The following is a 21,922-nucleotide window of genomic DNA, read 5'->3' on the forward strand; positions in this document are numbered from 1 at the left end:
ACGTTTCCGTTTCCCATGACCGACGCCCAGCCCTTGCAATTCCAACGCGCCGCCACACCCGCCGACAGTGCCGAGGATCTCGCCCGTGCAGATCTCTACGGTTTGCTGGCGACGCTGTTCTTCCATGCGCCGGACGCCGATTTGCTGCAACGGATTGCGGCAGCGCCATTGGAGCCTGCCAGCGAGAGTGACGCCGACCCGGCTGATGCGCAAGCCGCCGCCAGCAGCGCGCTCACGCAGGCCTGGCGCCATCTTGTCGCGCGCGCCGGCCAGACCACCGCGGCGCAGGCTGATGACGAATACACCGAGCTGTTCATCGGTGTCGGCAAACCTGAGGTGTTCCTGTACGGCTCCTACTATCAGGCTGGCTTCCTCAACGAGAAACCGCTGGTGGTGCTACGCGACGACCTGCGCCGCTACGGCCTGGAGCGCGCCGAAGGCATCACCGAAACCGAAGACCACCTCGCCACGCTGTGCGAAGTCATGCGCTACCTGATTGCCGGCGACGACGAGGCCATCGCCCATGTGGAAGAGCAGCGCGCCTTCTTCCAGCGACATCTGGCGTCATGGGTCGAGACCGCTTGCGATGCTGTATTGCAGCATCCGCGTGCCCGCTTTTATGCCGACGCGGCGGGTTTGGCCAAAGCGTTTTTTGAAGTCGAGCGGCTCGCGCTCGAATTGGCGTGACTGCACGCCGGATACTTGCCTAAGAAATCAGCACGCCGCCAAGAGCAAGGCCCCGCCCATGTCATGGCGGGGTGCGTCAATTTGTGCTGATTGCGAAAAATTATCGCCAAATCGTCAGAAAACTTAGCCGGTAAGCGTGTCAGGCATGGTTTTCCCCGACAGTTGCTTCTAAAATATGTCGGATAATTCCTATTAGATTCGATCATCGGTTTCACAAAACCGGGGAGCATCGAGATGCCAGGTCCGAACACTGTCCCTCACGTCCGTCCGCAAGCAGATTCAGCGGAGTCCGCAGACAACGCGCCGACACGCCGCCGTTTTCTGATGGGCGCCGCCGTCGCGGCTGCTGCTGCCGGCACCGCCGCCACGGCAAACCATCTGGCGCAAACGCCAATCGCCTCGGCCACGCCGCAGCCCGAACCCGCTGACGATGGCGCGACGGGCTACCGCCTGAGCGAGCACATCCGCAAGTACTACAAGACAACGTGGATCTGACGCGGGCGCATTCGCACCCGCTTGCCCCACTGTTGTCATCGCACGCACCCCACATCTTCAGGTGACCCCTATGCTTCTGACCCGCAAACCGGCGGTACAGGACACCAAAACCGCCTCGGCACGTCGTCAGGGCACAGCATCGTTGGCCGGCAGTCTGGCACGCAGCTTGGCCGGCGCGCTGCCGACCATGGACCGCCGCACCTTCCTCAAGCGCTCCGGCATTGGTGTTGGCGCGGGGCTGGCGGCCACGCAACTCTCGCTGGTGAAGAAATCGGTGGTGGGCGAGGCTCAGGCCGCCGACGGCAAGGGCGACATCGTTGTGCGTCGTACAGTGTGCTCGCACTGCTCGGTCGGCTGCTCGGTGGATGCTGTGGTGCAGAACGGCGTATGGGTGCGTCAGGAGCCGGTGTTCGACTCGCCGATCAACCTGGGCGCGCACTGCGCCAAGGGCGCGGCCCTGCGCGAGCACGGCCACGGCGAATACCGCCTCAAGACGCCGATGAAGCTCGTCGATGGCCGTTACCAGCGCATCAGCTGGGAGCAGGCGTTGAACGAGATCGTCGCCAAGATGCAGACGATCCGCCAGGAAACCGGGCCGGATTCGTTCTTCTTCGTAGGGTCATCCAAACACAGCAACGAGCAGGCGTACCTGTTGCGCAAGTGGGTGTCGTTCTTCGGCACCAACAATTGCGACCACCAGGCGCGCATCTGCCACAGCACCACCGTGGCCGGCGTGGCCAACACCTGGGGCTACGGCGCGATGACCAACTCGTACAACGACATGCAGAACGCCAAGTGCGCGTTGTACATCGGCTCCAACGCGGCCGAGGCGCACCCGGTGTCGATGCTGCATCTGCTGCATGCCAAGGAAACCGGCTGCAAGGTCATCGTGGTCGACCCGCGCTACACGCGCACGGCGGCCAAGTCTGACGAGTACGTGCGCATCCGCTCGGGCACCGACATCGCGTTCCTGTTCGGCGTGCTGTATCACATCTTCAAGAACGGCTGGGAAGATAAGCAGTACATCCACGACCGCGTCTACGGCATGGACAAGGTGCGCGAAGAGGTGTTCGCCAAGTGGACGCCGGACAAGGTGGAAGAGGTATGCGGTGTGCCCGAAGCGCAGGTGTTCAAAGTCGCGCAGATGATGGCGATGAACCGTCCGAGCACGCTGGTGTGGTGCATGGGCCAGACGCAGCACACCATCGGCAATGCCATCGTGCGTGCGTCGTGCCTGGTGCAACTGGCGCTGGGGAACATCGGCAAGTCGGGCGGCGGCGCCAACATCTTCCGCGGCCATGACAACGTGCAGGGCGCCACCGACGTTGGTCCCAACCCGGATTCACTGCCGGGCTACTACGGCCTGGCCACCGGTGCGTGGAAGCACTTCGCCAAGGTGTGGGATGTCGACTACGACTGGATCAAGGGCCGCTTCGCCTCGCAGGCGATGATGGAGAAGTCCGGCACGACCGTCTCGCGCTGGGCCGATGCGGTGCTGGAGAAGAACGACCTGATCGACCAGGACAACAACGTTCGCGCCGTCTTCTACTGGGGCCATGCGCCCAACTCACAGACGCGCGGGATGGACATCAAGCGCGCGCTCGACAAGATCGATCTGTTGGTGGTGATCGATCCGTATCCGTCGGCCACAGCGGCAATGGCAAACATGCCTGCTGCGGACGGTACGGCACCGAACCCGAACCGGGCGGTGTATCTGCTGCCGGCGGCTACGCAGTTCGAAACGCGGGGTTCATGCACGGCCTCCAACCGCTCGCTGCAATGGCGCGAGCAGGTGATCGAGCCGCTGTTCGAGTCGCAGCCCGACCACGTCATCATGCAGGCCTTTGCGGATCGGCTCGGCTTCGGCAAGGAGCTGTCGAAGGGTTGCAAGATCACGGAATACAAGCGCGCCGGCATGACCTGGCGCGAGCCAGAGATCGAATCGATCCTGCGCGAGATCAACCGCGGCAACTGGACCATCGGCTACACCGGCCAGTCGCCGGAACGCTTGAAGGCCCACATGCGCAACATGCATCTGTTTGATGTGCGCACGCTGCGCTGCAAGGGCGGCAAAGACCCGGAAACCGGCTACGACCTCACCGGAGACTATTTCGGCCTGCCGTGGCCGTGCTACGGCACACCGGAACTCAAGCACCCCGGCTCGCCCAACCTGTACGACACGAGCAAGCACGTGATGGAAGGCGGCGGCAACTTCCGCGCCAACTTTGGCGTGGAACGCGACGGCGTCAACCTGCTGGCGGAGGATGGCTCGTGCTCGCTCGGCTCAGACCTGACCACCGGCTACCCCGAATTCGACCATGTCTTCCTCAAGAAGCTCGGCTGGTGGGATGACCTGACCGACGCCGAGAAGAAGGCTGCCGAAGGCAAGAATTGGAAGACCGACCTCTCCGGCGGTATCCAACGTGTGGTGATGAAGCATGGCTGCCACCCGTTCGGCAACGCCAAGGCGCGCGCCATCGTGTGGAACTTCCCGGATGCAATCCCGCAGCACCGCGAGCCGCTGTATTCCACGCGGCCCGACATGGTCGCCAAGTACCCGACGCACGACGACAAGAAAGCCTTCTGGCGCCTGCCCACGCTGTACAAGACAGTGCAGCAGCGCAATATCGAGAACAAGGTCTACGAGAAATTCCCGATCATCCTCACCTCCGGCCGCCTGGTGGAGTACGAGGGGGGCGGTGAAGAGACGCGCTCGAACCCGTGGCTGGCTGAGTTGCAGCAAGAGAACTTTGTCGAGATCAACCCGAAGGCTGCGGCCGACCGGGGCATCCGTCACAACGACTTTGTCTGGGTCAAGACGCCGACCGGCGCCCAGATCAAGGTGCGCGCGTTGGTGACGGAGCGTGTGGGCGTGGACCACGCCTTCATCCCGTTCCACTTCTCGGGCTGGTGGCAGGGCAAGGACCTGCTTGACTACTACCCCGAAGGCGCCCACCCGATCGTGCGCGGCGAGGCCGTCAACACGGCCACCACGTATGGTTACGACTCGGTGACGATGATGCAGGAAACGAAAACGACGGTCTGCCAGATCGAGCGGTTCGCATAAGGACGGGGAGATCAACATGGCACGCATGAAATTCATCTGTGACAGCGAGCGCTGCATCGAATGCAACGCCTGCGCCACGGCCTGCAAGAACGAACACGAGGTGCCTTGGGGCGTGAATCGGCGCCGCGTGGTCACCATCAATGACGGCATGATCGGAGCGGAAAAATCCATCTCCGTGGCGTGCATGCATTGCTCTGACGCACCCTGCATGGCGGTCTGCCCCGTCGATTGCTTCTACCGCACCGAAGATGGTGTGGTGCTGCACGACAAGGACGTCTGTATCGGCTGCGGTTACTGCTCGTACGCGTGTCCGTTTGGCGCGCCGCAGTTCCCCAGCCAAGGCACCTTCGGCGTGCGTGGGAAGATGGACAAGTGCACGTTCTGCTCGGGCGGCCCCGAAAAGAACGGTAGCGAAGAAGAATTTGAAAAGTACGGCCGCAATCGCCTGGCCGAGGGCAAGCTGCCGCTGTGCGCGGAAATGTGCTCGACCAAGGCGCTGCTCGGCGGCGACGGCGACGTGATTTCCGACATCTTGCGTAACCGTGTGATGAAGCGCGGCAAGGGCGCAGATTTGTTTGGGTGGGGTACGGCCTATGGTGGCGCGGGCGGCGCGCAGGGCAAGGGCGGCCAGACAGCTCCGGCTACCCCGCCTGCGCCCGCCGCACCGGGCAAGCCGGAAACGCCCGTCTCAGGAGCGTATTGATCATGAAGCCGACCTGGATTGCACTGGCACTGGTCAGCTTGGCCGCACTGCTGGCCGGCTGCGGCGAGCGCGCGCAGACCGCCTTCGCCTCGCATCGCAAGGACGACGCCCCTGCCTACACGGGCGCCCCCGGCGATCCGTTCATGGCCAAGAACTGGACGCCCGGCGACCGTACGAGCTGGGAGAACCAGATCCGCGCCCGGGGCCAATACCAGAACGAGTACAACAAGACGCCATGACGCGCGCAAGCGGAGGTCCGTCCATGGGCACTTCTTGGAAACATTGGGTGATGACGCTGCTGCTCGGCGGCGCGGCGATGCTCGCCAGCGCGCAGCAGCCGGCCAGTGCGCCAGCCGCTGCGAATGCACCAGTCAACCCGGCTGTACAGCCGGCGCAGCCGTTCTCCAACATCGTTTCGGAGAACGTGTTTGATGTGCACAAGCGTGATCTGGCCAAGGAAGCGCAGGACCAGGCTGCGCGTCGCACCACGCAGCCCGGCAACAACGCGCCGGTCTGGCGCGAAGTCAATTCCGACCAGGCGCATTACGCCAGCATCCCCGGTCTGGAAGCCGGCGTGCTGATCCAGCGCACGGGGCAAAAATGGCGCCTGTTCCGCAACGGCGTCATCACCGTGTGGGGCGGCTGGCTCGTGGTGCTTGTGCCATTGGTCATCCTCGGTTTCTTCCTGTGGAAGGGGGCGATCCGTCTGAAGGAAAAGCCGACCGGCCGGAAGATCGAGCGCTTTACGCCCACCGAGCGCTACGTGCACTGGACCATGGCGATCTCCTTCGTCACGTTGGGCGTGTCTGGCATTGTCATGCTGTGGGGCAAGCATTTCCTGCTGCCGATCCTGGGCCACCAGTTGTTCGGCTGGCTGACGTACGTGCTGAAAAACCTGCACAACCTGATCGGGCCGCTGTTCACGGTCAGCATCATCGTGGCCTTTGTGATGTGGGTGCGGGACAACCTGCCGCGCGGGATCGATCTGCAGTGGATACTGAAGGCCGGCGGTCTGTTTGGCGGCGGTCATGAGCCACCGTCGCATCGCTTCAACGCTGGCGAGAAGCTCTGGTTCTGGGGCGGTCTTGTCCTGTTTGGGCTGATCCTGTCGGCTTCGGGCTGGATGCTGGATCGCATCGTCCCGGGCGTGGACTATTACCGCAGCACGATGCAGCTGGCCGAGATCATCCATGCCATCGCGGCGGTGGGCATGATCTGCATGTCGCTGGGCCATATCTACATGGGCACGATCGGCATGGAGGGTGCGTACCGCGCCATGCGTGATGGCTATGTCGACGAAGCCTGGGCCAAGGAGCACCACGAACTCTGGTACGACGACATCAAGGCCGGCAAGATTCCCGCGCAGCGCTCGCAACCGCCTGCGCCGTCGGCACCGAGCGAGCAGCCTGCCAAACCGTGATACCGCTGACCGCCATCGACTCAAGGAATTTCACCATGCATGCTTTCACGATGACGCGCGCCATGGGGTTGACGCTGGCTGCTGCTGTGTTGGGCTTGGCTGGCACGCAGGCCGCAGCTAAGTTGCCAGCGCCAACCGAAGAACAGAAGGCCAAGGCCGAAGTGGACAAAGCCAAGGCGGCCTGGAGCGACAAGGTCGCCGCGTTTCAATTGTGCAAAGCACAAGATAAGGCTGCGATGGCTTACCAGGCCAGCGGCAAGGGCGCGCATACACAGCCGGGCACGCCGTGCGCCGACCCGGGGCCCTTTGTTCCACCGACGCCGGCTGCGGCCGCGCCAGCAGCATCGGCGCCTGTTGCCAAAGGTTGAAGCGCCGCCCATGTTGCGAGTTCATCATCCGGCAGTACAATCGTCCGCTCGCAAGTGAACCCTGACTGGAGGTGACGCATGAAGCAATTCGCGATTGGACTCGCCGTGATCGGCCTGATGGCTGGCTGCGCATCGAATACGGGCTCGACGGCCAAGGCGGCTGATTCGGCCATGGCGGCCTCGGCCGTGCTGGCGCCCAAGAGCGGCAGCACCGTGCAGGGCAGCGTGAAGCTGGTGCAGCAAGGCGACAATCGGGTTGCCATGGCTGTGGATATTTCCGGCTTGCCGGCCAACGGCATGTTCGGTTTCCACGTGCACGAGAAGGGCGACTGCTCCTCGGCTGATGGCATGAGCGCGGGCGGGCACTTCAACCCGACCGGCCAGCAACACGGCAACCCGGTCAGCGGCCCGCACCATGCTGGCGACATCCCGATGCTGCAATCCGATGCCAACGGCAAGGCCGTCGGTTCGATCACGCTGTCAGGCGTCACGCTCACGCCCGGTCCGACCAGCCTGGTCGGCCACGCGCTGATCGTTCACGCTGGCAAGGATGACTATGTAACCCAACCCACCGGCAATTCCGGCGGGCGCATCGCCTGCGGCGTGATCGTGGCCAATTGACCTAAGCCCGCACGCGGCGCCCGCTTGAGAAAGGGGGCGCCAACCGCATGCCTATGCGCACGCTTGCCGTGCGCTTTTTTTTTTCGGGCACGCTTGCCGTGCGCATGTTTGTTTGAACGAAGATCTGATGCCGCTGCGCCCCGAACTGACCAACGCTTCCGTTCCATTGCTCGACGAAGTCGAAGTGCTCGACGAGCTGGGCCGCGCACGCGCGGTATACATCCCCGGAGAACGCCCGCTGACGGTCTATCTGGACAAGCGCGAACTCGTCACGCTGATGACGCTGGGCGGCGCGCCCGAAGCACTCGTGCTCGGCTACCTGCGCAACCAGCGCCTCATCGGCAGCATCGAAGAGATTGCTTCGGTGCAGGTCGATTGGGAAACCGAATCAGCCGCCGTCACCACCCGCGCAGGTATTGCCGACCTGGACGAGAAGACCGCCCGCCGCACCGTCACCACCGGCTGCGGGCAGGGCACCGTGTTCGGCTCGCTGATGGACGAGATCGACACCATCCACCTGCCGCCCGAGGCGCGCATCACGCAAACCACGCTGTACCGCGTGGTCGACACCATCCGCCTGCAGCAGTCGATCTATAAGCAGGCGGGCTCGGTGCACGGCTGTGCGCTGTTCGATGCGAGCGGCGAACTGCTGATCTTCATTGAAGACGTCGGCCGCCACAACGCCGTGGACGCCATTGCCGGCCGCATGTGGCTGGAAGGCATGGACGGCAGCGACAAGATCTTCTACACCACTGGGCGCCTGACTTCCGAGATGGTCATCAAGGGCGCGCAGATGGGCATTCCGTTCCTGCTCACGCGCTCGGGCGTCACGCAGATGGGGCACCAGATGGCTCAACGGGTCAACCTGACCCTGTTTGCGCGGTGCACTGGCCGGCACTTCCTGCTCTATGCCGGCCGCGACCGGTTCGTGGCTGAGCCGGAAATGGCCAAGGTGGTCGGCCCGCGTGGTGAACTGCCGCAGGCTGTGGGCTCAGGCAGCTGATTGGGCCGATAAAGCCCAGGCAAGTCTGCGCCCGGTGCGGGGTTTTCCGTCACAGGTTTGGGAGTACAATCCGCGTTCCAAACGGGGATCACCCCGCCGGGCCCGGCAACCGGCGTGACCAAATGGGGACAGTTTTCGCACCGCGAAGCCTGCCCCCATTTGTTCATCCAAGGCATCCCATGAGCATCAAATCCGACAAGTGGATCCGCCGTATGGCCGAGCAGCACGGCATGATCGAGCCGTTCGAGCCTGGTCAGGTGCGCGAGTCTGAAGGCCGTCGCATCGTCTCCTACGGCACGTCGAGCTACGGCTACGACATTCGCTGCGCCGACGAATTCAAGATCTTCACCAACATCAACAGCACCATCGTCGATCCGAAGAACTTCGACGAGAAGTCGTTTGTCGATTTCAAGGGCGATGTGTGCATCATCCCGCCGAACTCGTTCGCGCTGGCCCGCACGATGGAGTACTTCCGCATCCCGCGCACGGTGCTGACCGTGTGTCTGGGCAAGAGCACGTACGCGCGCTGCGGGATCATCGTCAACGTCACGCCGTTCGAGCCCGAGTGGGAAGGCTACGTGACGCTCGAGTTCTCCAACACCACGCCGCTGCCTGCCAAGATCTACGCTGGCGAGGGCTGCGCGCAGGTGCTGTTCTTCGAGTCCGATGAGGAATGCGAAACCTCGTACAAGGATCGTGGTGGCAAGTATCAAGGCCAGCACGGTGTGACGCTGCCCAAGACCTAGTTCTTATCGTTGTCCGTTTCCGAGTTTCCGGAGCGGTGTCTTCCATTTCATCTTAAGGAACGCCGATGAAATTCCGCTTTCCCGTCATCATCATTGACGAGGACTTCCGCTCCGAGAACATCTCCGGATCGGGCATTCGCGCGCTGGCCGAGGCCATCGAGAACGAAGGCATGGAGGTCACGGGCCTCACCAGCTATGGTGACCTGACCTCGTTTGCGCAGCAGTCGAGCCGCGCGTCCACCTTCATCGTCTCGATCGACGACGACGAATTCATCAACCCGCACAACGACAAGCCGGAACCGGAAGCGGTCGAGAACCTGCGCGCATTCGTGGCCGAAGTGCGTCGCCGCAACGCGGACATCCCCATCTTCCTGTACGGTGAGACGCGCACCTCGCGCCACCTGCCGAACGACGTGCTGCGCGAGCTGCACGGCTTCATCCACATGTTCGAGGACACGCCCGAGTTCGTGGCCCGACACATCATCCGTGAAGCGCGCAACTACCTCGATTCATTGCCGCCGCCGTTCTTCAAGGCGCTGATCGACTACGCGCAGGACAGTTCGTATTCGTGGCACTGTCCGGGGCACTCGGGTGGTGTGGCGTTCCTGAAGAGCCCGGTGGGCCAGGTGTTCCACCAGTTCTTTGGCGAGAACATGCTGCGCGCCGACGTCTGCAACGCGGTGGAAGAACTCGGTCAACTGCTGGACCACACCGGTCCTGTAGCCGCATCCGAGCGCAACGCTGCACGCATCTTCGGCTCGGACCACATGTTCTTCGTGACCAACGGCACATCCACGTCGAACAAGATGGTGTGGCACGCCAACGTGGCGCCCGGCGACATCGTGGTGGTGGACCGCAACTGCCACAAGTCGATCCTGCACGCGATCATGATGACGGGCGCGATTCCCGTGTTCCTGATGCCGACGCGCAACCACTTCGGCATCATCGGCCCGATCCCGAAGAGCGAATTCGAGCCGGAGACGATCGCCAAGAAGATCGCCGATCACCCGTTTGCGAGCCAGGCCAAGAACAAGAAGCCGCGCATCCTGACCATCACGCAGGGCACGTACGACGGCGTGCTGTACAACGCCGAGATGATCAAGAACATGCTGTCGACCGAAATCGACACGCTGCACTTTGACGAAGCGTGGCTGCCGCACGCATCGTTCCATCCGTTCTACGAGAACATGCACGCCATCGGCCACGGCCGCGCGCGCAGCAAGGATGCGCTGGTGTTCGCCACGCAGAGCACGCACAAGCTGCTGGCCGGCCTGTCGCAGGCCTCGCAGATCCTTGTGCAGGATTCCGAGACGCGCAAGCTCGATACGTACCGCTTCAACGAGGCGTATCTGATGCACACGTCGACGAGCCCGCAGTACTCGATCATTGCCTCGTGCGACGTGGCAGCGGCAATGATGGAAGCCCCGGGCGGCACCGCGCTGGTGGAAGAAAGCATTGCCGAAGCCCTGGACTTCCGCCGCGCCATGCGCAAGGTGGAGCAGGAATACGTCGGCACGAACGGTGGCAGCGGACGCGGCGACGACTGGTGGTTCAAGGTCTGGGGCCCGAACGATCTGTCGGACGAAGGCATTGAAGAGCGCGAAGCGTGGATGCTCAAGGCCAACGAGCGCTGGCACGGCTTCGGCAACCTGGCCGAAGACTTCAACCTGCTCGACCCGATCAAGGCCACCATCATCACCCCGGGCCTGGACGTGGACGGCAAGTTCAGCGATTCGGGCATTCCGGCCGCTATCGTCACGCGCTATCTGGCCGAGCACGGCATCATCGTCGAGAAGACCGGTCTGTATTCGTTCTTCATCATGTTCACCATCGGCATCACCAAGGGCCGTTGGAACTCGCTGGTGACCGAGCTGCAGCAGTTCAAGGACGACTACGACAACAACCAGCCGTGCTGGCGCGTGTTGCCGGAGTTCGTGCGCCAGTTCCCGCAGTACGAGCGCATCGGCCTGCGTGAGCTGTGCGACAGCATCCACAGCGTCTACCAGGCCAACGACGTGGCCCGCGTGACGACCGAGATGTACCTGTCGAATATGGAACCGGCGATGAAGCCGTCCGACGCCTGGGCCATGATGGCGCACCGCGAAATCGAGCGGGTGGCCATCGACGATCTGGAAGGCCGCATCACCGCCATCCTGTTGACGCCGTATCCGCCGGGCATTCCGCTGCTGATTCCGGGCGAGCGCTTCAACAAGACGATCGTGCAGTACCTGCAGTTTGCGCGTGAGTTCAACAAGCTGTTCCCGGGCTTTGAGACGGATATCCACGGGCTGGTCGAGGAGGAGATCGACGGCAAGCTGGGCTACTTCGTCGACTGCGTGCGCTGAGTTTCGGTCGCACAAAAGCAAAACGCCGCGCTGATCCAGCGCGGCGTTTTTGTTTGGCGCGACCGCAGGTTATTCGGCCAGTGCAGCGCGCGCAAACGCAATCGCTTGCTTCACCTGTTCCGGTGCCGTCCCGCCAATGTGGTTGCGCGATGCGACCGAGCCTTCCAGCGTCAGCACCGCGTGCACATCGTCACCGATCAGGTTGGCCTTGTCGCCCAGGCCGCTGATGTCGCGCAGCTGCGCAACAGACAGGTCAGCCAGATCGCAACGCAAGTCGTCGCAGGCACGCACGGCGTGGGCCACGGCTTCGTGCGCATCACGGAACGGCAGACCGCGCTTGACCAGGTAGTCAGCCAAGTCGGTGGCGGTGGCGTAGCCCTGCAGCGCTGCGGCGCGCATGGCGTCGGCCTTGACGGTGATGCCAGTCGCCATGTCGGCAAAGATGCGCAGCGTATCGACCACGGTGTCGACCGTATCGAACAGCGGTTCCTTGTCTTCCTGGTTGTCCTTGTTGTAGGCCAGCGGCTGGCCCTTCATCAGCGTGAGCAGGCTGATCAGGTGGCCGTTGACGCGGCCGGTCTTGCCGCGTGCAAGTTCGGGCACGTCGGGGTTCTTCTTCTGCGGCATGATCGAGCTGCCGGTGCAGAAGCGGTCCGCAATGTCGATAAAGCCTACGCGCGGGCTCATCCACAGCACCAGTTCTTCAGAGAAGCGCGAGACATGCGTCATGATGAGCGCGGCGGCGGCGCAGAATTCGATGGCGAAGTCGCGGTCGGACACGGCATCCAGCGAGTTGCGGCACACGCCGTCAAAACCCAGTTGCTGCGCGACGAATTCGCGGTCGATTGGGTAGCTCGTGCCGGCCAGTGCGGCGGCACCCAGCGGCAGGCGGTTCACGCGCTTGCGGGCGTCGAGCATACGCTCGGTGTCGCGCGTGAACATTTCCACATAGGCCAGCAGGTGGTGGCCGAACACCACCGGTTGTGCGACCTGCAGGTGCGTGAAGCCCGGGACGATGGTGTTGGTGTGCTGCTCGGCCAGGTCCAGCAGGGCGCCGCGCAGGGCCTTGAGCAGGCCGACGATGTTATCGATCTCGCTGCGCAGCCACAGGCGGATGTCGGTCGCCACCTGGTCGTTACGCGAGCGACCGGTGTGCAGGCGCTTGCCGGCGTCACCTGCCATGGCGGTCAGGCGCGCTTCGATGTTCAGGTGCACGTCTTCCAGGTCCAGCTTCCACTCGAACGTGCCAGCTTCAATCTCCTGACGGATCTGCGCCATGCCTTTCTCAATGGCAGCGCGATCGGCTTCAGCGATGATGCCCTGCTTGGCGAGCATGGCCGCGTGCGCGAGCGAGCCCTGAATGTCGAACAGTGCGAGGCGCTTGTCGAAGAACACCGACGCGGTATAGCGCTTGACGAGATCGGATACCGGCTCGTTAAAGCGGGCGGACCACGCTTCGGCCTTCTTGGCGAGTTGGGAGGTCATGGGCGGACAGCTGGAGGAGGGCGGCCGAACGAGGTGTGTCGGCCGCAAATTCAGGAAACCGCGATTATATCGCTAGGCCCATTGTGCCTACAGGGTGCTGTCGATCAGCGCGCCCTTGAAGACCACCGGCCCGGTCGGCCCATTCGGGTTGGGAGAGCCGCCACGCGGCTCCACGCTGACGGCCAGCGCCGGTACTTGTCCGAGAGGCTGCGCCACCGTTAGTCGCACGGCGCGCTGATGGCCGATCACACCAAGTGACTGCGGGTGCCCACCCGGTGGCAGTGCCCAGAGCTGCAGCGCCTGCTCACTGGTGAGCGGTGTCGTGTCCAACCGCTTGAGCGACAGCGTGCTGCTGCGTGCGTCCCACGTGACGAGCACCGCTGCCTGGGCATGTTCGTCCTGCAGTACCGCCACGGCGTTGGTGATGGGCGCTTCGCGCAATTGTTGTGTCAGCCGCAGGTTCAGCCCGACGGCCACGGCCGCCACGACGGCCACTGCCGCTGTGGCGCCACGCCAGAAGCCCGCGCCCTGCAATAGGTGCTGCCAGCCGCGCCGGGGCGGCGGAGCGGGTTCCCGCCAACCGAGCTGCACTTCGATGCGGTGGAGGATCTCTGGCCGCGGCGTCGTGGCTGGCTGCAATGCGGGCAGGTCAGCCAGATAGCCTTGCCAGCGCTCGGCCGTCGCGCGGACGCCGTCATCACGGCGAATCAACTGCTCGAAGCGGCGGCGCGCGCCCGCGCGCAGTGTGCCGACAGCGTATTCAGCGGCCAGCTTGTCGACAAGATTGGGATGACGGCGCGGGTCCATTACGGTGCTCCCAGGCATTCGCGCAGGCGGTCCAGCCCACGCCGTATCCACGATTTGACGGTGCCCAGCGGCAGCGAGAGCGCTTGCGCCAGCTCACTGTGCGACAGGTCACGCAGATAGGCCAGCGACACCACTTCGCGCTGCTTCGGGTCCAGGCGCTTGAGGCATTCGGCCAGCGCACGCGCCTGCTGACCGGCGAGCGCGAGATCAGCGGGGCCGGGAGCGTGGTCGGCAAGCACCTCAGCATGGGTTTCGTCCAGGGACACGGATTCCTGCACGCGCTCGGCATGCTGCCGACGCAGGCAATCGAGTGCGCGGTTGCGCACGATGGTGGTCATCCACGTCATCGGTGCGGCCAGATGCGGCCGGTAATCGCCGGCGTGGCGCCAGATGTTGACGAAGCTTTCTTGCAAGACGTCCTCAGCCCAATCTTTCCTGACCAAGATACGCAGCGCGAGCCCAAACAGTTTCGGTGCGCAAGAGGTATACAGCGTGCGCAATGCATCGCGATCACCCAGGCCGATACGCTGCAGCAGGGCTGCGAGTGCTTCGGCGTCGGCGTTCGGGGTCCGGCCCGCGGCCATCGGCGAGCCGCCGTTGTCTTGCGCGGTGGAGTCTGCGGCGGTGCGTTGGAAGGTGAGCACGAGCGGTTTTGTGGAGGGGTCTGCCCACAGTGTAGGAAGAAACTGTACCCGATGTGTGCAATTTACGGGGGCGGCACTGCGGTTTGCATCTGTTTGCTGCCGGCCTTCGTATAAGGGGCAGGCGCTGGATACACGCCGGCGGCCCGCCTAGAGCAGGCCGTGCTTCCTCACCCACGAAGACAAGGAGTGCAACGATGGATACGACCAAGGGCGATGATCTGTTCGATGCTGACACCCCGCGTATCGACGCGCGGCGCCGCGTGCTGCTACGTGCGCCGGGTTTGATGGCGCTGGGCTCGCTGGCTGCGGTATCACTGGGGCAGTCGCTGCCCGCTTGGGCACAGACCCAGTCAGGCAGCGTGAAAGACGACATCAATATTTTGAATGTAGCGCTGGGGCTGGAGTACCAGGCCATCGCCGCCTATCAAGTCGGGGCCGAGAGCGGCCTGCTGCAAAAGCCGGTGCTGGATACGGCCGTGAAGTTCCAGGGGCATCACAAAGCCCATGCGCAGGTGCTGGCCGGTACCGTGTCAAAGTTGGGTGGCACGCCGGTCATGGAAAAGAAAGTGGCCGAATACAACTTCCCGGTTAGCCAGTTGAAGACGCAGGCTGATGTGCTGCGCTTTGCCGCAGGGCTGGAGAAAGGCGCGGCCTCGGCATACCTGGGCGTGATGCCCAATTTCTACACGCGGGACCTGACCAAGGCCGCCGCCAGCATCTTGGGCGATGAAACCATGCACTGGGCAGTGCTGCTCTCTGCGCTGGGTGAGGACCCGGTGCCGGTGGCCTTCATCGGCTAAGCCTCGCAAACCTCTGTGGCGTTCGCTCGGCCGCCGAGCGGGCGTGTGCTCCGCTGCGCCACCCGCTCGTTATGGCGCAGCGGCTTTTTCATGAGCGTCAAAGGCTTCCACAACACAATCCATGAGGGCTCGTACACGGGCAGTCTTGTGCAGGTCGGCGTGTGTGACCAGCCAGACGTCCTGCATGCTGCGGCGGTTGGGCAACACGCGCACCAACTGCGGATAGGTCTCTGCACGGCGGCAGACCAGTTCGGTGATCCCGATGCCCGCGGCCACCGCCTCGAAGAGCGCCATCGCTGAGTTGCTCTGCAGGACGACGCGTCCGCGCGTGATCGGTTCGCCGCACAGGTCGTCCCACATCCACGGCACCTCGTTGCGCGGGTACAAGACCAAGTCATGCCCCGCAAAGGCACTCCCTTCCTCCGGCGCACCGCGTGCAGCGATGTAGCGGCGGCTTGCGTAGATGCCGGTTTCCATTTGTCCGATGCGCCGCGCGATGAGGTCTGGTGCATCGGGCTTCAGCGTACGCACGGCGATATCGGCCTCGCGCTTGGTCAGGTTGGCGATGCTCTTGGAGGCCATACAGACGACGTCGATGCCCGGATGCCGTTGATGCAATTGCGTAATGGCCGGCAGCACGAAGGTGGCGGCCATCGTGTCAGTCGTGGCCACGCGGATGGTGCCGGCAAGCTGCTCGTCCGTGCCGGCGACGCGGCGTTCGATGGTGTGGGCGGCCTGCTCCATGGTTTCGGCGGGGCCGATCAGCGCTTCACCCGCGGGGGTGAGCACTAGCGCTGTTGATGTCCGCAGGAACAGCTTGGACGACAGCTCGCCCTCCAGCGCGGCAACGCGGCGGCCGACGGTGGCCTGATCCACACCCAGGCGCTGTGCTGCGCCGCGCAGCGTGCCCGTGCGCGCTACGGCCAGAAAGATGCGGGCGTTGTCCCAGTTCAAGTCTTGCTCTCGATGGATATTGGTGGGTGATGCATTTTTGCTGTGCTGCGATGCAAAAACGCTGCTTTTTTGCATGTCTAGACGAGCCTACACTGGGTCGCATGAAACTGCCAAACGGTTCGTCCATGTCTTCCTGCAACACCATTCCTGTCGTATCGCCCGCTACGGATCTCAGCCGCTGGCGCCGCAACGCCACGCTGGCCATCCTCACCTCGGGGGTGTTCATGGCGGTGCTGGATACCACCGTCGTCAACGTGGCGCTGATCGCCATGCGCGACAGCCTGCACAGCAGCGTCGCAGAGCTTGCCTGGATCGTTGACGCCTATACGCTGGCCTTTGCCGCCTTCATCCTCACCGGTGGTTTGCTGAGCGACCGCATCGGCGCGCACACCGTCTTCATGGCGGGGATGGCCGTATTCATCGTGGCTTCGGCCGGGTGCGGGCTGGCACCCTCGGTGACGGCGCTGATTGCCGCGCGCATCTTGCAGGGCGTGGGCGCGGCGATGTTCCTGCCGAGCTCGTTGTCGCTGATCCGCAGTACGTTTGAAGACCCGCGCGAGCGGGCCTGGGCCATTGGCTTGTGGGGTGCCATCGTGGCAACGGCCGCTGCTGTGGGCCCGGCGCTGGGTGGCGTGCTGGTTGACACATACGGCTGGCGCAGCGCTTTCCTCATCAACGTGCCGCTGGGCGTGGTGGGCATGCTGGGCACGTGGGTGATCGTGCGTCATGTGCAGCCTGCACGCGCCCGGCCGTTCGACTGGGCGGGGCAGGTGACCAGCGCGGTGATGCTCGCAGCGCTGTGTTTTGCGGCGATTGAGTGGCCGGTGCGCGGCGCACAGTCGCCGTGGGTGTGGGGTGCCGTGTTGCTGACGGCGGTGGCCGGTGTGCTGTTCGTGATGGCTGAACGCCGGGCGCGTGCACCGCTGGTGCCACTGGCATGGCTCGCGCATCGCACGCTGGGCGCCGTCAACGGCGTTGGGTTTCTGCTGAACTTTGGTTACTACGGCGCACTGTTCGTGCTGAGTCTGCATTTGCAGAACGTCGAACACCTAAGCGCGCGCCAGACCGGCCTGGTCATGCTGCCAATGGCTGTGAGCCTATCGGCCGGCAACATCTTCGCGGGCAAGCTGATGGCACGCTTCTCCACGCCCACCATGATGCTGAGCGGCCTGATGATTGGCGCCGTGGGTTTGTTGGCAACATCGGCTGCGCTGACTGCGCATGCGCCGCTGTGGCTGGTTGGTGCCGTGATGATGGCGTACGGCGGCGGTACCGCATTGGCCATCGCGCCCATGACGACCACCATCCTCTCGGCGGCGCCGGGTGAGCTGGCCGGGGCGGCGTCGGGCTTGCTCAACGCCGCCCGGCAGACCGGCAGCCTGCTGGGCGTGGCAGCGGCAGGCGCGGTCGTCACGGTGGTACCCGATCTGATGCGCGCCTCGCCAACGGTGTTCTGGCTGATGACGCTGTCCTACGCCGGCGCGATGGCGATGGCCTGGATCAGCCGTCGTCCTGCCGCCATCGCGCTGGCTGCGTAATCAACCGCTCGCTTTTAGCCGCTCGCCTTTAACCACTCGCTTTTAACCACTATTACGCAGGCCCGCTGCAATTCCGTTGATCGACAAATGGATGCCGCGCCGCACGCGCGCATCATCGCTGCCGGCCTTGCCCGAGCGGAAGCGCTTGAGCAGTTCCACCTGCAAGTGGTTCAGCGGGTCGAGGTACGGGAAGCGGTTCTTGATCGAACGTGCCAGCAGCGGGTTGTCGGCAAGACGCTCCGATTGCCCCGTGATGCTCGCCAGCACCTGCTCGGTGAGCGTGAACTCGGCCGAGATGCGCGAGAACACCGCGTTGCGCAGCTTGCGGTCGTCGCACAGCTGCGCGTAGCGCGAGGCCACATTCAGGTCGGCCTTGGACAGCACCATGTCCATGTTCGATAGCAGGTTCGCAAAGAACGGCCACTGCTTGTGCATGCGCTTGAGCGTAGCCAGGCGCGCGGCCTTGGCCTTTGCGTTGCCGGCATCATCCAGCCACTGCTGCACCGCGCTGCCGAAACCGAACCAGCCCGGCAGCAGCAGACGGCACTGCCCCCACGAGAAGCCCCACGGAATCGCGCGCAGGTCTTCGATCTTGCGGTGCTTCTTGTCCATCAGCTTGCGTGATGCGGGGCGCGAACCGAGGTTCAGATCGGCAATCTCGGTGATGGGCGTGGTGGCGAAGAAGTAGTCCTTGAACCCCGGGGTTTCGTAGACGAGGTTGCGGTAGGCGGAAAAGGCGTTGTCCGACAGCGCCTGCATTGCGGCTTCGAATTCTTCGAGACCCTTCGGGCGGTTACGCGTAGGCAGCATCGTCGCTTCCAACGTGGCTGCAACGATGGTCTCCAGGTTGCGCCGGCCGATCTCGGGGTTGGCGAACTTGCTGGAAATGATTTCGCCCTGTTCGGTCAGGCGGATCTGCCCGTTCACCGTGCCCGGCGGCTGCGACAGGATGGCTTGGTAGGTCGGGCCGCCACCACGGCCCACCGTGCCGCCGCGGCCGTGGAACAGGCGCAGATGCACGCCCTTGCGCTCGAACAATTCCACCAGTGCCAGCTCGGCCTTGTACAGCTCCCAGTTGGAGGTGAGGAAGCCACCGTCCTTGTTGGAATCCGAATAGCCGAGCATGACTTCCTGCTCGTTGCCCTGCGCGGCCAGCACGGCATCAAAGCCGGGCAGGGCGAGCAGGTCGCCCATGATTTCCGGGGCGTTGCGCAAGTCTTCGATGGTCTCGAACAGCGGGATCACCATCACGTCCAGCCCGGCGCCGCTGCCGGTTTCGCCGGTGCGGAACATGCCGGCTTCCTTCTGCAGCAGCATCACTTCCAGCAGGTCGGACAGCGTCTCGGTGTGAGAAATGATGTAGTTGCGCACGATACGGTTGCCGTAGCGGGCACGCACCTCGCGCGCGGCGCGGAAGATGTCGATCTCCGACGTGGTCTGCTCGCTGTAGGTGTGGAACGGCAGCGTCAGCAGGCGCGGCTGTTGCAGCTCGCGCAGCAGCAGCGTGCGCTTGTCGGCTTCAGACAGCGCCGCGTAGGCGCTTTCCACGCCGGCCACCTTGAGCAGCTCGGCAACCGTCGCTTCATGCACGTCCGACACCTGCCGCAGGTCGATCGACGACAAGTGAAAGCCGAACACATCGATCGCGCGGGCCAGCGATGCGAGGCGCGCATCGGTCAGCACCTCGCCGTGGTGGGCCGCCAGAGAATCGATGACGGTCTGGATATCGGCGCGCAGTTCTTCTGCACTCGTGTATGCGGGGGCGGGGCCGACGGCGTGGCGGCCGGCATCCTCGCCGGTCAGCTCGCGGCAGGTGGCGGCCAAGCGCGCGTAGACGCCAATCAATGCGCGGCGATACGGCTCGTCTGCGCGGTGCTCCGAGTGGTCGGGCGATTGCTCGGCGAGCGCCAGCAGTTCGGCACTCACATCCACCTGCGACGTCGACATCGACAGCTCGGCGCCCAGCGCGTGGATCTCGTCCAGATACCACGCGAGGATCACGCTCGCTTGCTTGCGGGCCGCATAGCGCAGGGTTTCCGCCGTGACGAACGGGTTGCCGTCACGATCGCCGCCGATCCAGGAGCCCATCTGGAAGAACGGCGGCAGCGGGGCCGGCTCGCCGCGCGCACCGCGGCGCGGGAACACGCTGGCGAGATCCTCTTCCAGCTCGCGGTACAGCGCGGGAATCTCGCGCAGGAACGTTGTCTGGTAGTACGACAGGGCGTTTTCGATCTCGTCGGCCACCATCAGCCGCGTGGTGCGCAGCATGCGCGTCTGCCACAGTTTGGTTACGTGCGCGCGCAGCAGCGTCGTGTTGCGCTCGCGCTCGCGGGTGGTGAGCGGCGTGTCGCGTTCAGCCAGCAGGCGGGCGATCTCGCGCTGCGCATCGAGAATGCTCTTGCGCTGCACCTCAGTCGGGTGGGCGGTGAGCACCGGCACGATAAGGGCCGCATCAAAGAAGCGGCGCAGCGCTTCACCCGAGACGCCCTCGTCGGCCACCGACAGCAGCGCGTGCATCAGGCTGCCCGGCTGCGGCGGGGAGCCTGCCAGTGCGTGCACGCGGCGGCGGCGGTTGTGGTGCTGGTCTTCGGCAATGTTGGCCAGGTGCGAGAAGTAGCTGAACGCGCGCACCACCGAGTTGGTCTGCTCGCGCGAAAGTGCCTTGAGCAGCCGGTCGAGTTCCTGCTCGGCCTGGCGGTCGCCGTCACGGCGAAAGCGCACGGCCGTCTGGCGGATGGTCTCGACGGTCTCGAACGCAGCACCGCCTTCCTGTTCACGCAGCACGTCGCCCAGCAGGCGGCCCAGGAAACGGATGTCTTCCTTCAGCGGCTGATCCTTGGCCGCGGCGCTGCCCGACGAGCGGCGCGAGGTTGGGCCGAGTGATGCGCCGTTGGCCCCGTCCGCGCCATTGGCTTTGGCCGCCGGTTTCGTGGCGGGTTTGGCCGGCTTGATGGCCTTGGTGGTCTTGGCGGGGGCGGCGGGGGCGGCGGATGCCTTGCGGGCGGGGGTCGCGCGCGAGGAAGCGCGGCGCGCGGCGGGCTGCGTCATGGTGTCTCCTAGGTTGGATCGGTAAGGTGCCTGAACGGCCCTCTTTTCTGCATCATCCCGACGTGATAGCCGGCCTGTGGCGAAAAAGCTGCGTGCTACCATTGCCGCATGTCTTCAACCGCCCGCCCGACTTCCGTCGAATCCCAGCTTGCAACGACTCCTGCAGCCCAGGCGCCGACCAAGCTGGTCATCGCCTCGCGCGAAAGCCGGCTTGCCCTGTGGCAAGCCGAATACGTGCGTGCTGCATTGCAAAAATACTATCCCGCGTGCGACGTGTCCATCCTTGGAATGACCACGCGCGGCGACCAGATTCTCGATCGATCCCTCGCCAAGGTGGGGGGCAAAGGTTTGTTCGTGAAGGAGCTGGAAGTCGCGCTGGCCGAGGGGCGTGCCGATCTGGCCGTCCATTCGCTCAAGGATGTGCCGATGGAACTGCCCGAAGGCTTCATGCTGCCGGCCATTCTTGAGCGCGAGGACCCGCGCGACGCGTTTGTTTCCAACGACTACGCCGATCTGGCCGCGCTGCCGGCCGGCGCCGTGGTGGGGACGTCCAGCCTGCGCCGCGAGGCCTCGCTGCGGGCGCGTTTCCCGCATCTCGTCATTCAGCCGCTGCGTGGCAATTTGGACACGCGTCTGGGCAAGCTCGACCGTGGCGACTACGCCGCGATCATCCTGGCTGCCGCCGGACTCAAGCGTCTGGGGCTGGCTGAGCGCATCCGTTCGACCATCGCGCCGGAAGAATCGCTGCCGGCGGCGGGGCAGGGGGCGCTCGGCATCGAGATCCGCGCCGATCGTGCTGATGTGCAGGCCGCGCTTGCGCCGCTGCATGACATGCGCACCGCGCTGGCCGTGACCGCCGAGCGGGCCGTGTCCCGCATTCTGGGCGGTTCGTGCCAAGTGCCGCTGGCGGCGTTTGCACAGTGGTCGGAGGCCGGCACGCTGCGTTTGCGTGCCTTTGTTGCCTCGCAGGACGGCACCCGCAAGCTCGCCGCAGATGGCGAAGCCACACCGTCCACGCTGGCCGAGGCTGACGCGCTCGGCGTGCAGGTCGCCCAGCAGATGCTGAACGGCGGTGCGCGTGAGATTCTCGCCATGCTGGGCGCCGACGCCCCGCCCGCTACCTAACATCCACGGCTCGCCATGGACGATCGCTTGCCACCCTCATCCAGCGCGCTACCTGTCGCCGATTCG

Annotated in this window: 19 protein-coding genes; 14 read left to right on the plus strand and 5 right to left on the minus strand. The window is 64.4% G+C overall.

Annotated features, from left to right (window positions below):
* The first annotated feature begins 15 nt into the window (after nt 1–15).
* From JHD73_RS09400 to JHD73_RS09450, 11 genes are all read left to right on the plus strand, one after another.
* Nucleotides 16–687 carry a molecular chaperone gene (locus tag JHD73_RS09400; protein WP_199030023.1) on the plus strand — a complete coding sequence of 224 codons (672 nt, stop codon included), beginning with the start codon at nt 16–18 and terminating at the stop codon, nt 685–687.
* A 234-nt stretch (nt 688–921) separates the two neighbouring features.
* Nucleotides 922–1,182 (plus strand): ubiquinol-cytochrome c reductase iron-sulfur subunit N-terminal domain-containing protein, encoded by a 261-nt coding sequence (locus JHD73_RS09405; protein ID WP_199030024.1) that lies wholly within the window; start codon nt 922–924, stop codon nt 1,180–1,182.
* A gap of 70 nt (nt 1,183–1,252) precedes the next feature.
* On the plus strand, nt 1,253–4,249 hold the full coding sequence (locus JHD73_RS09410; RefSeq protein WP_199030025.1) for a formate dehydrogenase subunit alpha: 2,997 nt from the start codon (nt 1,253–1,255) through the stop codon (nt 4,247–4,249).
* 16 nt (nt 4,250–4,265) lie between these two features.
* Nucleotides 4,266–4,952, plus strand: coding sequence for a formate dehydrogenase FDH3 subunit beta (fdh3B, locus tag JHD73_RS09415; protein WP_199030026.1), 687 nt, complete (start codon nt 4,266–4,268; stop codon nt 4,950–4,952).
* 2 nt (nt 4,953–4,954) lie between these two features.
* Nucleotides 4,955–5,191 (plus strand): hypothetical protein, encoded by a 237-nt coding sequence (locus JHD73_RS09420; RefSeq protein ID WP_199030027.1) that lies wholly within the window; start codon nt 4,955–4,957, stop codon nt 5,189–5,191.
* A gap of 23 nt (nt 5,192–5,214) precedes the next feature.
* Nucleotides 5,215–6,372 carry a formate dehydrogenase subunit gamma gene (locus tag JHD73_RS09425; protein WP_199030028.1) on the plus strand — a complete coding sequence of 386 codons (1,158 nt, stop codon included), beginning with the start codon at nt 5,215–5,217 and terminating at the stop codon, nt 6,370–6,372.
* A 35-nt stretch (nt 6,373–6,407) separates the two neighbouring features.
* Nucleotides 6,408–6,740, plus strand: a complete 333-nt coding sequence (locus tag JHD73_RS09430; RefSeq protein WP_199030029.1) for a hypothetical protein — start codon at nt 6,408–6,410, stop codon at nt 6,738–6,740.
* Between the two features lie 78 nt (nt 6,741–6,818).
* Complete coding sequence (locus JHD73_RS09435) at nt 6,819–7,361, plus strand: superoxide dismutase family protein (RefSeq protein ID WP_199030030.1); 543 nt, start codon at nt 6,819–6,821, stop codon at nt 7,359–7,361.
* 127 nt (nt 7,362–7,488) lie between these two features.
* Nucleotides 7,489–8,364: a formate dehydrogenase accessory sulfurtransferase FdhD gene (locus JHD73_RS09440; protein WP_199030043.1), complete on the plus strand. Its 876-nt coding sequence runs from the start codon at nt 7,489–7,491 to the stop codon at nt 8,362–8,364.
* Nucleotides 8,365–8,543: 179 nt separating this feature from the next.
* Entirely contained in the window at nt 8,544–9,110 is a 567-nt protein-coding gene (dcd, locus tag JHD73_RS09445) for a dCTP deaminase (protein WP_012762552.1), read from the plus strand.
* 65 nt (nt 9,111–9,175) lie between these two features.
* Nucleotides 9,176–11,455, plus strand: a complete 2,280-nt coding sequence (locus tag JHD73_RS09450; RefSeq protein WP_199030031.1) for an arginine/lysine/ornithine decarboxylase — start codon at nt 9,176–9,178, stop codon at nt 11,453–11,455.
* Between the two features lie 69 nt (nt 11,456–11,524).
* On the opposite strand, the gene argH is transcribed toward JHD73_RS09450, so the two are convergent.
* From argH to JHD73_RS09465, 3 genes are all read right to left on the minus strand, one after another.
* Nucleotides 11,525–12,940, minus strand: a complete 1,416-nt coding sequence (gene argH / locus JHD73_RS09455; protein ID WP_199030032.1) for an argininosuccinate lyase — start codon at nt 12,938–12,940, stop codon at nt 11,525–11,527.
* Between the two features lie 87 nt (nt 12,941–13,027).
* Entirely contained in the window at nt 13,028–13,747 is a 720-nt protein-coding gene (locus tag JHD73_RS09460; protein ID WP_199030033.1) for an anti-sigma factor, read from the minus strand.
* Nucleotides 13,747–14,391: an RNA polymerase sigma factor gene (locus JHD73_RS09465; protein WP_199030034.1), complete on the minus strand. Its 645-nt coding sequence runs from the start codon at nt 14,389–14,391 to the stop codon at nt 13,747–13,749. Before JHD73_RS09465 ends, JHD73_RS09460 begins: the two co-directional genes overlap by 1 nt.
* 194 nt (nt 14,392–14,585) lie before the next feature.
* On the opposite strand from JHD73_RS09465, the gene JHD73_RS09470 reads away from it, so the two are divergent.
* Nucleotides 14,586–15,191 carry a ferritin-like domain-containing protein gene (locus JHD73_RS09470; protein ID WP_199030035.1) on the plus strand — a complete coding sequence of 202 codons (606 nt, stop codon included), beginning with the start codon at nt 14,586–14,588 and terminating at the stop codon, nt 15,189–15,191.
* Nucleotides 15,192–15,260: 69 nt separating this feature from the next.
* Here the strand turns inward: JHD73_RS09470 and JHD73_RS09475 are convergent, their stop codons facing one another.
* Entirely contained in the window at nt 15,261–16,145 is an 885-nt protein-coding gene (locus tag JHD73_RS09475; RefSeq protein ID WP_199030036.1) for a LysR family transcriptional regulator, read from the minus strand.
* A gap of 101 nt (nt 16,146–16,246) precedes the next feature.
* Between JHD73_RS09475 and JHD73_RS09480 the strand changes: the two genes are divergently transcribed.
* Nucleotides 16,247–17,683, plus strand: coding sequence for an MFS transporter (locus tag JHD73_RS09480; RefSeq protein ID WP_233176864.1), 1,437 nt, complete (start codon nt 16,247–16,249; stop codon nt 17,681–17,683).
* Nucleotides 17,684–17,725: 42 nt separating this feature from the next.
* Here JHD73_RS09480 and ppc read toward each other — a convergent pair whose 3' ends face one another.
* Nucleotides 17,726–20,731, minus strand: a complete 3,006-nt coding sequence (gene ppc, locus JHD73_RS09485) for a phosphoenolpyruvate carboxylase (RefSeq protein WP_199030038.1) — start codon at nt 20,729–20,731, stop codon at nt 17,726–17,728.
* Nucleotides 20,732–20,839: 108 nt separating this feature from the next.
* Here ppc and hemC point away from each other — a divergent pair, with 108 nt between their 5' ends.
* Nucleotides 20,840–21,856 (plus strand): hydroxymethylbilane synthase, encoded by a 1,017-nt coding sequence (gene hemC, locus JHD73_RS09490; protein ID WP_199030039.1) that lies wholly within the window; start codon nt 20,840–20,842, stop codon nt 21,854–21,856.
* The last annotated feature ends 66 nt before the right edge of the window (nt 21,857–21,922 follow it).

The organism is Ralstonia sp. ASV6 (genome assembly GCF_016429285.1).
Lineage (GTDB): Bacteria > Pseudomonadota > Gammaproteobacteria > Burkholderiales > Burkholderiaceae > Ralstonia > Ralstonia flaminis.